Annotated in this window: 8 protein-coding genes and 2 pseudogenes; 5 read left to right on the top strand and 5 right to left on the bottom strand. The window is 68.3% G+C overall.

All coding sequences use genetic code 11. The features are described 5' to 3' along the window. Positions 1–71 precede the first annotated feature (71 nt). Both ACW4TU_RS00385 and ACW4TU_RS00380 read left to right on the top strand, forming a co-directional pair. Positions 72–299: pseudogene (locus ACW4TU_RS00385) on the top strand (transposase family protein); the annotation flags it as partial. Between the two features lie 185 nt (positions 300–484). Then, positions 485–1,368, top strand: a pseudogene (locus ACW4TU_RS00380) (IS481 family transposase). 56 nt (positions 1,369–1,424) lie between these two features. Here ACW4TU_RS00380 and ACW4TU_RS00375 read toward each other — a convergent pair. Next, entirely contained in the window at positions 1,425–1,766 is a 342-nt protein-coding gene (locus ACW4TU_RS00375) for a hypothetical protein (RefSeq protein WP_457423400.1), read from the bottom strand. Positions 1,767–2,194: 428 nt separating this feature from the next. Here ACW4TU_RS00375 and ACW4TU_RS00370 point away from each other — a divergent pair, with 428 nt between their 5' ends. From ACW4TU_RS00370 to ACW4TU_RS00360, 3 genes are all read left to right on the top strand, one after another. After that, the gene (locus tag ACW4TU_RS00370; protein ID WP_457423398.1) at positions 2,195–4,525 is read left to right on the top strand and encodes a lantibiotic dehydratase; all 2,331 of its coding nucleotides are present in this window, start codon (positions 2,195–2,197) and stop codon (positions 4,523–4,525) included. Positions 4,526–4,532: 7 nt separating this feature from the next. After that, positions 4,533–5,831, top strand: coding sequence for an MFS transporter (locus ACW4TU_RS00365; protein WP_457423396.1), 1,299 nt, complete (start codon positions 4,533–4,535; stop codon positions 5,829–5,831). A 117-nt stretch (positions 5,832–5,948) separates the two neighbouring features. Beyond that, complete coding sequence (locus ACW4TU_RS00360; protein ID WP_457423394.1) at positions 5,949–7,256, top strand: preATP grasp domain-containing protein; 1,308 nt, start codon at positions 5,949–5,951, stop codon at positions 7,254–7,256. A gap of 40 nt (positions 7,257–7,296) precedes the next feature. Here the strand turns inward: ACW4TU_RS00360 and ACW4TU_RS00355 are convergent, their stop codons facing one another. The 4 genes from ACW4TU_RS00355 to dpgB form a co-directional block, all read right to left on the bottom strand. Beyond that, on the bottom strand, positions 7,297–8,346 hold the full coding sequence (locus ACW4TU_RS00355) for a cytochrome P450 (RefSeq protein WP_457423392.1): 1,050 nt from the start codon (positions 8,344–8,346) through the stop codon (positions 7,297–7,299). 146 nt (positions 8,347–8,492) lie between these two features. Then, positions 8,493–9,848, bottom strand: coding sequence for an aminotransferase-like domain-containing protein (locus tag ACW4TU_RS00350; protein ID WP_457423390.1), 1,356 nt, complete (start codon positions 9,846–9,848; stop codon positions 8,493–8,495). Beyond that, positions 9,845–11,182, bottom strand: coding sequence for a (3,5-dihydroxyphenyl)acetyl-CoA 1,2-dioxygenase DpgC (gene dpgC / locus ACW4TU_RS00345; protein ID WP_457423388.1), 1,338 nt, complete (start codon positions 11,180–11,182; stop codon positions 9,845–9,847). Before dpgC ends, ACW4TU_RS00350 begins: the two co-directional genes overlap by 4 nt. Continuing rightward, positions 11,179–11,787: an enoyl-CoA-hydratase DpgB gene (gene dpgB, locus ACW4TU_RS00340; protein ID WP_457430623.1), complete on the bottom strand. Its 609-nt coding sequence runs from the start codon at positions 11,785–11,787 to the stop codon at positions 11,179–11,181. Before dpgB ends, dpgC begins: the two co-directional genes overlap by 4 nt. Positions 11,788–11,880 lie beyond the last annotated feature (93 nt).

Genomic DNA, 11,880 nt, shown 5'->3' with positions numbered 1-11,880 from the left:
TCTGTACGGTCTTCGGCTCCTGCCCGTAGTCGGTGGTGACGCCGAGTGGCAGCCGTTGATCATGATGTGTGATGGATGTCAACGCCCTTGTAGGGACGGTGTTTTCCGGGTTGGCGGTGCTGGACGTGGTGGACGGCGGTGACGCGGTGGTGGTCACGGCTCGCACTCGGGATGTGGCGGTGCCGTGTCCGGTGTGCGGGACTCCGACGGCGAAGGCGCACGGGTATCACCGCCGGACGGTGGCGGACGTGCCGGTCGACGGCCGCCCGGTCGTCGACCACCTGTGGGTACGGCGGCTGTCTGTCCGGGACGGCGAGCGGCCTGACCAGCTGCGGGGTCACGGCAAACCAGCTGCCATCAGCCTGGTTGTTCTGTCCCGGGAGATTGTGGAGGGGTGAGCCAGGTCTCGGTTGAGGGATCTTGAAATGGGTGAGGGCCTTCCGGTTCGGTGTGGATTGCGACGTCTGCACCAAGAAAGGCTCTCGTGCCCCACCGAAATGCACCCCTGACCGAGACCGGCCGTCTGCGTCCGGCCCGCTGCGTGGTCGAGGACGGCTGGCCCCTGCGCCGTGCCGCCGAGCGCTTCCAGGTCTCGCCGACCACGGCCCAGCGCTGGGCCGACCGCTACCGGCGACTCGGCGAGGCCGGCAGGTGCGACCACTCCTCCCGCCCGCACGCCAGCCCGCGCCGGACCCCGACCCGTACCGAGCGCCGGATCATCAAGGTCCGGCTCCTGCGCCGCTGGGGACCGGCCCGCATCGCCGGCCTGCTGCGGCTGGTGCCCTCGACCGTGCACCGCGTGCTGACCCTTCGGCCTGGCCCGCCTGACACATCTGGACCGGGCAACGGGCCGTGTCATACGCCGCTACGAACGCGAGCGGCCCGACGAACTCGTCCACGTCGACATCAAGAAACTCGGCAACATCCCCGACGGCGGCGGACACAAGGTCCTGGGCCGCCAGGCCGGCCGCAAGAAGCGGTCCGGCGCCGGCTACAGCTACCCGCACACCGTGGTCGACGACCACTCCCGCCTCGCCTACAGCGAGATCCACACGGACGAGCAGAAGCAGACCGCCACCGGCTTCCGGACCCGCGCCCAGGCGTTCTTCGCCCAGGCAGGGATCACCGTCGAGCGCGTCCTGACCGACGACGGCTCCTGCTACCGCTCACGCGACTGGCGCGACCTGCCGGCCAGGGCCGGGATCGCCCACAAGCGCACCCGGCCCTACCGGCCGCAGACCAACGGCAAGGTCGAACGCTTCAACCGCACCCTGCTCGACGAATGGGCCTACGCCCGCCCCTACCGCTCCGAGCAGGAGCGACGAGACGCCTTCCCAGTGGCTGCACACCTACAATCACCACCGCTGACACACCGCGCTGAAGGGCCAACCACCCACCAGCCCAAACCCAAGAACCAGAACAACCTAACGGAGTCCTACTAGTCCTGCGTCCACCGGGCCTTGCCCTCGGGCGGGCTGATGATCGTGGTGAACCGTTCCTCGTTGTCGGCGATGCGTCAGGATCTTGTGGACGGTGAAGGACACCGCCGAGATCCGGTGGTCCTTCGGCCACTTCGACGCGGCCCACCGGGCGGCGTCCACCATTGCGTAGGACAACCCGATGTCCTCGGCCATGGGAAACAGCGAGTCCTTGACCGTGAACAGCCCGTCGCTTCGCTCCTGGCCGCCGGACTCGCGCATCGGCTCGACCTCCAGCGCGTGGTCGCCGCACCGGGCCGCCCACCACGGCGTCGGCAAGACGGTCAAACGCGCCGACTCGACCAAAGACCACCAGGCCGCCGCAGGTTGAACGCCAGGCTTGGGTCGAGTGGACGCTTCCCCTGCCTCGCAGGCCGGCCGCGCCTGACCGGAGGGGGCGGGGCAGACATGGACGGCCACGTTGGCGGTCGTGGCGCCGGCCAACGCCACTGAGCCGCCTCGACAGTTGACCAAAAATCACTGTGCGGCCCCCCACGCCACCAGGGTGTTCTTGACAGGGCAGTCACCCCAAAGGCAGGCTCAAGTGACCTTCTTACGCAGCTCGTTCACACGTGACGATGGCGGTGTTCAGTGTCCGACCTGCTTGTAGCGGGGTGTCGCGTTCTACTCTTCTTACGAACACCGTCCCGGCGCGCGGTCGCCGCGCGGAGCGGCAGGTGACCAGGGTCTCATCGCCCTGGCGGGCTCTCCCGCACGTGGTTGTACGCAGCGCCGGCCTCCCCTCGTCCTGGCTCGACAGCCTGCAATCCGGTGCGGCAGTGTCCGCACTACGGGAAGGCGACGTCGGCGCCGCACAGGTCGCCTATGAAGCGGAAACAGCGGAGACTTCCACAGCCGTCATAAGGTGGTTCCAGGAGGAGTCCGCGCTGCGCGACGCCGTACAGTTCGCGAATCCCTCGCTCTGGCGCCTGTTGTCGGAATGGCTGGAACGGCGGGCTGCCACAACAGACGGCTGGCGCAGCGCGGACCGGCAACGGATCGACACCTTGACCCGCATGTTCCAGCGGTACTGCGCGAAGAACGAGACGACCAGTCACGTCGGACCCATCACTCCAGCTCTTCTGTCCCGCAGCCGTCAAGGAGTTGACTGCAGGCCTGGTCTGCCGCTCAGACAGGTCCGGCTTTCTCACTGGGCAGCGGAGCGGCTGCAGGAGTCCTTCCTCGCAGACACAGCGGTCCCGCACTCTTGGTGGCGGCCCCGCATCACCCCCGGCTGCCACCTCGCCGGCAACGATGTGAGCATCGTCAGGTACAACTTCGCCCAACGCCACGAGTGCCTGCCCGACGCCGTGACGGATGTGACTGAGCGCCGCCTCACCGCAACCGAGACGCGGATACTGCGCTGGTGCAACGGCAGCCGGTCAGTGGCCGAGATTCTCGAACGGGACGCGGCCGCACACCATGCGCCCCTGTCCGAGGCTCAAGCCGTGACGGCACTGCGTTCGCTGGAGGCTCTTGGCGCGGTGGTGACCGGCCCTGAATTCCCCTACGGCATTCACGACGCGCTGCCACTGCTGCGAAGTCGCGCGGCCGAGTCCGCCGACCACAAAGCGGAGCAGCATCTCAACGCGTTGGATGCCGCGCTGGAGGATCTGGCTTCGGCAGCCGACGAGCACCGCCGAGCCACCGCGATCGCCGCGGTCGAGACGGCGTTCACCGCGGCGACGGGGGAGGCACCGCGTCGGGCCGCAGGGGTCACGTACGGCGATCGCACCGTCTACAACGAGGACTGCGGCAGCGAGTACGGCTCCATGCTGATCGGCGAGCCTCTGCCCGGCCTGATGGAACGTGAACTCGCCTTCGTCTATGACCTCTTCCTGGTCCTGCCCCGTGTCCGGCTGCATGAGACGCGCCGGGTGATGCACCGCTGGTTTCAGCATGTCTTCGGAGCGGGCGCGACGGTCACGGTGCATGATTTCGTCACCGCCTGCCTGCAGCACGACGCGGCGCTGTCCGCTGGATTCGACGAAGTCGAGGCCGTGGTTTCCGCCAGGTCCACCGCGTTGACAGCTCTCCTCGCACCTGGAGAGCAGACCGGACGTATCCATCGCCTTTCCGCCGAGGCGATCTCCGCAGCACTTGCCCTTACGGACGAGCCCTCACCTGCCGTGTGCAATCCCGACCTGATGCTCGCCGCGGACGACGCGGAAGCGGTGGCCCGTGGGGACTTCCTGGCGGTGATAGGGGATCTGCACGCCGCCGAGGAGGGTCTGTCGCACAGCCTGTTCGCTCCGTGGATGGAAAAGGCATCGCCCGGCCAGGCACTCGGTGAACAGGTCGCCGCAGCCTACAGGGCCATCCTGGAGCCGGGCGAAGACCTCGCCGACGTCACCCACCGGCACCGGAGCAAGCACTATGCGCGCACCGGCCTTCCCTGCCTCGACGTTGAGGCCGCCGACCGCTCACCGGTGTCGGCGCACGCGCGGACACGGTTGCACGAACTGATGATCAGCGACGCACCACGGGGATTGCGGCTGCATCTGCCCGGTAGTGATCGCGGTCTGCGGTTCACCTCACCGCCCCTGTACTGGCAAGGGGTACGCGCCCGCAATCCGTTCGCCGTGTTCTCCTTCCCCCAGCGGGTCGACGGCTTGCCCGTACCTCTCGGGGATCGCCTCTACCTACCGCGCCTGGTATACGGGCGAGTGGTTCTGCAGCGCGCGATGTGGGCTCTGCCGGCCACCGCGTTCCACGGCCGCACCTGGTTCGCGGGCTTCCAGGGCGTTCAGGACCTGCGGAGCAGGCATCAGCTTCCCCGGCACATGTTCGTGAAGTTCCCCCAGGAAGTGAAGCCGATCTACTGCGACCTCGACAGCCCGCTGCTGGTCCGCCAGGTCTCCCACCTGGCGAAGGCGGCAGGGAACCGTTCCCTCATCGTGTCCGAGATGATCCCCGCTCCAGACCAGCTGTGGCTCGAGAGCAGCCGGGGCAGAGTCACGTCGGAGTTCAGATACGCCGTCTTCAGCGGCGGCACCGAGCGCCCGCCGCCCAACAGCTCCACCGGTTCGCAACGAAGGGCGCGGTGAGGCGGCGATGCGAAACCTGATCCTCGATGTCACACCGCTGAAGGCCGAAGCGTCCTTCAGGCGGCTCTGGGTGGGCGGTGCGCTGTCGTCACTGGGCAGCAGGATGACAACGTTCGCCGTCGTGCTGCAGGTGTACCAGATCACCGGCTCGTCCGCGGCAGTGGGTGCGGTGGGGCTGGCGACCCTGGTGCCGACTCTCGTCATGGGCCTGATCGGCGGTTCCCTGGCCGACGCCGTGGACCGCCGGAAACTGGTCCTGGTGACCGGCAGCAGCATGGCCGTGGTCTCCTTGCTTTTCGCCGCACAGGCTCTCGCGGGCAACGAGAACGTGTGGCCGCTGTACGTTCTCACCACCGTGCAATCGCTGCTGTTCGCGGTCGATGGACCGGCCCGCCGTACGTTCGTGCCCCGGCTGTTGCCGAAGGACCTGCTGCCCGCCGGCCTCACCCTGCAGATGCTGGCTTTTCACGCGAGCGTCCTCCTGGGCCCGAGCCTGGGCGGCGTCCTGGCCGCGGCCGGCGGCGTGAAGATCTGCTACGTCATCGATGCGCTGACCTTCTTCGCCGCGCTGTACGGCGTGTTCCGGCTCCCGCCCATGCGTGTGGAGAAACCGTCCTCTCCACCGGGCATCAGATCGATCTGGGAAGGGCTTCGCTACGTCGGCCACAACAAGATCGTGGCAGGCGCGATGCTCTCCGACCTCAGCGCCACGGTCCTGGCGATGCCCTTTGCGATCCTCCCGGCCCTCAACGACTCCCACTTCGGAGGATCACCCACCACCCTCGGCCTGCTCAACGCAGCCCCAGCCGTCGGCGGAGTCCTCGCCATGACCCTTTCCGGCCCCGTCGGCGGCGCCACACGCAAAGGAACCTGGCTTCTGGGCGCCGGCGCGGTATGGGGTACAGCCCTTGCCTGCCTCGGACTGACCGGGCACCTGTGGCTCGCGCTCACTCTGCTCATCGTTGCGGGAGCAGCCGACTCCACAGCCGTCGTACTGCGCGGATCCATCGTGCAGATGTGCATTCCCGACGAGTTCCGAGGCCGCACCACCTCCGTCGACTTCGTCGTCGGCTCCGGCGGCCCGCACCTGGGCAACTTCCGGGGCGGGATGGTCGCCTCGGCCACCACCCCGTCGGTCAGCCTCCTCACCGGCGGGCTTTCGTCCATCGCCGCCATCGCACTCATCGCGCTCTGCTTCCCCGCGCTCCGGCGCTACGGAACGACCGCTGACCCCGCACACGGGTCCGACCCCGATCCCGGTCGGCCCAGCAATGGAGAGAACGTGTCCGTCGGCGACCCCAAGTGACCACGGCCGCCCGGCGAACCGAACAGGCAACAGCCCAAGACGACTCGTTGGGGGTGCTCATCCATGATGAACGCGCGTGCATGCACACCGAGTTCGTATCGGACCGGGTGACCCGACATGGTGAACCTGGTGGTCGGCAATGACTTCGACGAGGTGCTGCGGACCCGCCCGGCATCGGGCTGGTGGAATCAGCGCGTGGTGTGGTTCGCGCAGGACGACGACATCGTCGTCCTGCCGACCGCACCGGAAGAATCCTTCCTTCGCTATGTCACCGCTATGACGGGCACACGGCGATCGTCCTTGCACATCGTGGTACCGCCCACGGACAGTGGTCGTTCCGAAACACTGTCGGGGGCGACCCTGACCGACGGGCGTCTGCTCGCCGAAATCCGCTCGGCCCTCGCCGGCCGCCCCATCACAGGCATCCTGCCCCTGTGGCCCGGTGCCTCCGTCGCTCGACTGGCCACTGCCCTCGGGGTTCCCGCGGCGCTCCCCGGCCACGCCTTCGTGGAGCAGGGCGGCGGCGCCCTGCTGAACAGCAAGACAGCGTTCAGGGCCATCGCCGCCGGCGCGGGCGCGGGCCTGCCGCAGGGACGAGTGTGTGCCGATCAGGGGGACGCTGTCGAGGCCGTGTGGGAACTCGTCGGTTCCGGCCACGTCGCCATCCTGAAGAAGGACTACATGTCAGGAGGCGCCGGCAACGAGATCGTGTCCGCGGTGCCCGGCCTGACGCCCGTCGGAGCGAAGAGGGTCGTCGTCGCCGCTGACCACGATGCTGTTCGGCGTTATCTGAAGGACCGCTGGAACTGGCTCACCGACGACGACCGGCATCTCTTTGTCGTGGAACGGTATTTTCCCGAAAGTGTGGCGTGCTTCGCGGAATTCCTGATCACGGATGACGTCATCGCGTTCGGTGGCCACGGCGAGATGCTGTCAGAGCCGGTGACCACGAAGCAGATCATCCCACCGGCCCATGTACCACCGGACCTACTGGAGGAACTCACCCGCCAAGGTCGGCAACTGTGCGAACCCCTTCAGCGCATGGGCTACCGCGGCAGACTCAGTGCCGATGCGATCGTCACCCCCGACGGGGAGCTGCTCTTCACCGAGTACAACGGGCGCATCACAGGCTCGACGCACGTGTACAGCGTCTTCGGAGACGGGATCGTCGGCAGCAACTACACGAAGGACCGGGTCCTGTTCGAGGGCTTCTGGCCCAAGGGCTGGTCGGTCCCCTCGTTCGACGCGGCGATCGAACGGCTCCACGACGCGGGACTCGCATACGATCCGGACACCCGGACCGGTGTCATCATCAGCAGCGCCTTCGACCGGCGCGACGACACACTGCTGCACTGCGTCGTGGCCGAGAGCCTCCCGACCGCGCACGACGTGGAACAACGCCTGGCCCGGCTTTTCACCGCTTGACCAAGCGTGATCGTGCGGCCGCCCGGCGACGGCTGCACGATCACGACCAGCGCACAGGCAACCGGTGTACTCCGTAAAACCCGTTGTCCCGCCCCAAAGGCACCTGCTCAGGCGACACGGCAAGACGCAAGGACGGGAAACGCTGAAAGAGAGCGGGGAACGCTATCCGCATTTCGGCGCGCGCGAGGTTCTGCCCGATGCACTGGTGCACCCCGTGGCCGAATGCGAGGTGTCCACCCTGGCGTCGCCCGATGTCGAGCAGATCAGGGCCGGCGAACCGCTGAGGATCGCGGTTCGCCGCCGGAAGCGACACCGTCACGGCCTCACCCGCCCGTACCACCTCTCCCGCCAAGGGCACGTCCTCCAACGGGGTGCGCGGCACGCCGAAGTGGAAGATCGTCAGGTAACGGAGCAGTTCTTCCACCGCGGTATCGGCAAGACCGGGTTCGGCGGCCAACCTCGCCAGCTGGTCGGGGTGGCTCAGCAGGGCGAACACTCCCAGTCCCAGGGAGTTGGCGGTCGTCTCGTGTCCCGCAGACAGCAGCAGGGCAGCCACCCCCGCGATTTCGGCGGTGGTCAGCTCACCGTCGGTGGCCAGGGTACTGACCAGGTCTTCCCCCGGCCGCCGCCGCTTGCACGCTGTCAGGTCGGTGAGGAACGCCTCCAGATCCGCCATGGCGCGTACGGCCTGCTCCGCAGTCGCCTCCAGGCTGAACAGCGTGGCACTGTCGCGCTGGAAGGTGGTTCGCTCCGTGTACGGCACGCCCAGCAGTTCACAGATCACCAGCGACGGCACCGGCAGCGCGAACGACTCCATCAGGTCAGCCGGATCGCCTGCTTCACCCATGGCGGTCAGACGGTCGCTGACGATCGCTTCGATCCTCGGCCGCAGGGACCGCATCCGGTGCGCGGTGAACGCCTTGGCCAGCTGCCGCCGGATCCTGGTGTGCTCCGGTGCGTCCATGTCGACCAGCCATCCGGGCAACGCGGGCGCACTGTAGAACGGTTCGATGCCCGGGCGCACGGTCGGAGCCCGTTTCAGCTGCGAGCGCGCACTGAACCGTGGATCCGACAAGACCTGCCGGGCCATGTGGTAGCCGGTGACCAGCCACCCCAGATGGCCATCCGGGTAGCGCAACCTGGTCAAAGGGGAGGTGGCCCGCAGCTGTGCCAGTTCGGGCGGTGGGTCGAAGGGAGTGATCCGCTCGACAGGCAGCGAGGGCACCCGGGAAGAGGTCACGGGCCCACCTCTCCGCGTAGGAAGGCGCCGAGCCGGGCCACGCCGGCGGTGATGTCCTCGGCGTCCAGATAGCTGCAGGACAACCGCAGGACGCGGTCTCCGCCGGAGCCGAGGTGGAAAGGGGCCATCGGTGTCCACAGCACACCGTACTCGGCTGCGGAGAGCGCAAGCAGTTCGTCGTCGACCCGGATGGGCAGCCGCATCCGGACGAAGAACCCGCCCGCCGGGCGGTTCCACTTGACGTACCGCGACAGCCCCTGATCCCGCAACCCGTCCAGCTCGTCCAGCAAGTGGGCGAGGTTGCGCCGGTACAGCCCGGAACGCGCCCGGCACACGGCGGCCAGGGATCCGCCGTGCTCCAGGAGCATCCCTGCGACGACCGCCTGCGACAGAGGTGAGGTGTTCACCGTCACCATCGTCTTCAGCCGGGCCAGCTCATCCGCCAGCAGCGTGGTGCGGGCACCCTCGCAGCGCACCTTCTGGTCCGCCACGACGTATCCCACCCGCGCCCCGGGAAAGCACACCTTGGCGAAGGTTCCGAGGTGGACAACCCGGCAGCCGCGATCCAGAGCCTTGAGGCACGGCAGTTCTTCGCCTTCTGCGGCGGTGAATCCGTAGACGCTGTCCTCCACCACGAGGAAGTCCTCCGCCTCGGCCAACTCCAAGAGCTCTCTGCGGTGGGCCAGATCCATGTGGTTCCCGCCGGGATTGGAGAAGTCCGGTGCCACATAGAACGCCCGAATCCGGCGCCCGGAGCGGCGGGCCGCCCGGCAGGCCGCGCGCAGGGCCTCCAGATCCGGGCCGTGCTCTTTCTCGGCAACCGGAACGATCCCCACCCCCAGCAGTCGGGCCGCGCCGGTCATTCCCACATAACAGGGGTCCGCCACGGCGAGCAGGTCGTCGTCGCAGCGGATCAGGGCGCGCAGAACCAGCAACATCGCTTCCTGCGCCCCGACAGTGATCACCACCGCCTCCGGCGAGGCGTGCACCTGCCGGTCGCGTCGAAGCAGATCGGCGACCAGGCCGTTGACCAGGCCGCGGCTCGGTCCGTATTCGTACAGCAGCCGGCGCGCAGCGGACGGCGTGTGGCCCCACTCGGCGCCCGCACGCTCGAGGAACCTGCGTATGAAGCGTTCCACGTCGAGGTCGGCATACGTGTCGGGGTGCGGAGCACCCGGAGCGAAGGAGATCGCGTCCGGGTACCGGCGCATGACCTCATTGAGGAACTCCACGGAGCTCAGCAGCGGATCGCTCAGCGAGGAGTGCAGGTGGGAGCGGTCCAGTGCGGCGAGCGGCCGGAACGGTTCCGGTACACCGCCCGCTGTGGCCCGGTTCTGTGCGGGCGTGGTCATGCCCCGGCCCACCGGCTTTCCACCCGGGCAATGACATCCGCGCTGTAGATGCGTTGGGCCTGTACCACCGCGAATTCGGCGAGGTAGGAGCGCAGGTGGTTCCATGGCTCCTCGGCAAGCGCCAGCATGGCGCGGTTGGCAGCCACCGCCGGGCCGGCCAGGTCGGCCACCGCCCGCTCCACGGCGTCGTGGAGTTCGCCGGCCGGCACCACCTCGTCGCATACCAGCTCCGCTCCCGGTTCGCCCGCACGCAGCCGGCGCCCCGACAGCAACACCTGCCGTGCTATCCGGGCGCCGGTCAGCCGGGTGAGTCGAAGGTTGCCCAGGCCGGGAACGATGCCCTCGTCTGCCGCGGGCAGGCTGAAGAACGCCCCGTCCTCGGCTATGACGCGGTCCACCACGAGCAGCAGTTGCATACCGCCGCCGATCGCGAAGGTGTCGACAGCGGCCACCCAGGGCTTGTGCACCGCTGCGGGCACCCGCCAACCGGACTCCGTGGGCAGCAGGCCATGCGCGAGCTTGTTGACGTATCCCAGCTCACGGCCGAGCAGGAAGTCCACATAGGAGATCGCGCCGTTGCGCAGGTCCTTCAGATTGATTCCCGCGCTGAAGACCCGCCGTCCGGCATACCGAGGGTGGTCGACGTCTCCTCCGCGCAGCACACCGACCCGCACCCGGTCGTCCAGCAGCACCACGTCCACCGCCGACTCCAGGTCCGCGATGAGCTGGTTGTCCTCGGCGTTGAGGCAGTGGCTGTTGCGGAAGGTCACATGCGCGGCGGGGCCGCGGCGCTCTACGTGCACGGAGTTGAGTTCCAGCCGGTCCGTGCGGCGGAAGTCCTCCAGCAGAGCCTCGGACCCAGGTGCCATGTGCAGCATGGTCTCCATCAGGTGCGTGCCCGCGACAGGGCAGCGCAGCAGGGCGCCGAAGAAGACACCGAGATCGATCTCGTGGCCTTCCTTCTGGGCCTGCACAAGGTCGCGATCCTCGGCGAGCCTCGGCTCGGCCGGCACGAGGCCTGGGAACCGTGCCTGGGCTTCCCGCACAAGAGGGTTGAGCCGAAGCCGAAGCGCGCGGCCTTCGGTCAGTACCTCGTACACCTGCTCCGCGTGCCGGGCCAGAAAGCTGTGCCGGGCCGTCCTGCAGGCATCGCGGAGAGCGTCGGCCTGTGCCTCCTGCGCCGCATCCCGCTCGGGCCGGGGTGGCAGCAGGGTCAACAGACGCTCTGCTCGCTCCGCGTAGCGCCGAAGCGTCTCGGCGTCCGGGGCGAGCTGCCCTCGCGGCACCGGAGGCGATGGAAGCGCGTGGGTGTCCGGGAGCATGGCGGAGCTCATACGCCAGTCTCCTCGCCGCCGCCGACTGCGGCCAAGCGGCGCAGTTCCCGGTCACAGGCAGCCAGATGGGCGCCCAGCGCGTCCTGGTACTCCGCGGACGGGGCCTCCAGCAGCAGTTGTCGACGCACCGCGAGCTCACGGTCGGATATCCGGCCCATCAGCACCACAGCCGTGTGAGCGGCCTCCGGCAGGTCGTCACTGAGTTGGTCGACGAGACCGAGTTCATGTGCCCGGACGCCGTCAAGATCGTCTCCCCACAGCACGATCTGCCGGGCACGCCCGGTGCCGAGCTGCTGAGCAAGCCGGTACACGGCCATGCCCGGCCAGAAGTGCCCGTCGTTCACGGGCAGCATCAGCAGCAGGTCGGGAGAGGCTATCCGGAAGTCGCTGGCCAGCAGCAGGTCCAGGGCCGGACCGCCGCAGACTCCAGCCGCGGTCGTCACGATCATCGCAGGAAGCCGCTCCAGCCGGCGCACCGCCCGTTCCCAACGGTTCACTTCCTGCACGCCGACGCCGCTTGGCCAGGATCTCCGGTCGGCCGGGACCGGCAGTAACCGAATCCCCAACACCGAGCGGTCCGTGAGTTCCTCAAGGCGATCGCACACCGCGTCGAGCTCCGCCGTGAGTCGGGGAAGGGGCCTTGTGCCGTCCACGTTCAGACTGAGTTCCAGCCCCTCGCGGGCCCGATCCCGCTCACC

Source organism: Streptomyces kryoterrae, from assembly GCF_054072135.1.
The sequence above is the reverse complement of the archived record's forward strand: the minus strand, read 5'-3'. Positions and strand labels throughout refer to the sequence as shown.

What these genes read in the sequence shown, in the direction of transcription:
- ACW4TU_RS00360 (WP_457423394.1), top strand. Translation starts at nt 5,949, where the DNA reads ATGGTGAACCTGGTGGTCGGCAATGACTTCGACGAGGTGCTGCGGACC.
- ACW4TU_RS00350 (WP_457423390.1), bottom strand. Translation starts at nt 9,848, where the DNA reads ATGACCACGCCCGCACAGAACCGGGCCACAGCGGGCGGTGTACCGGAA.
- dpgC (WP_457423388.1), bottom strand. Translation starts at nt 11,182, where the DNA reads ATGAGCTCCGCCATGCTCCCGGACACCCACGCGCTTCCATCGCCTCCG.
- ACW4TU_RS00365 (WP_457423396.1), top strand. Translation starts at nt 4,533, where the DNA reads ATGCGAAACCTGATCCTCGATGTCACACCGCTGAAGGCCGAAGCGTCC.
- ACW4TU_RS00355 (WP_457423392.1), bottom strand. Translation starts at nt 8,346, where the DNA reads ATGGCCCGGCAGGTCTTGTCGGATCCACGGTTCAGTGCGCGCTCGCAG.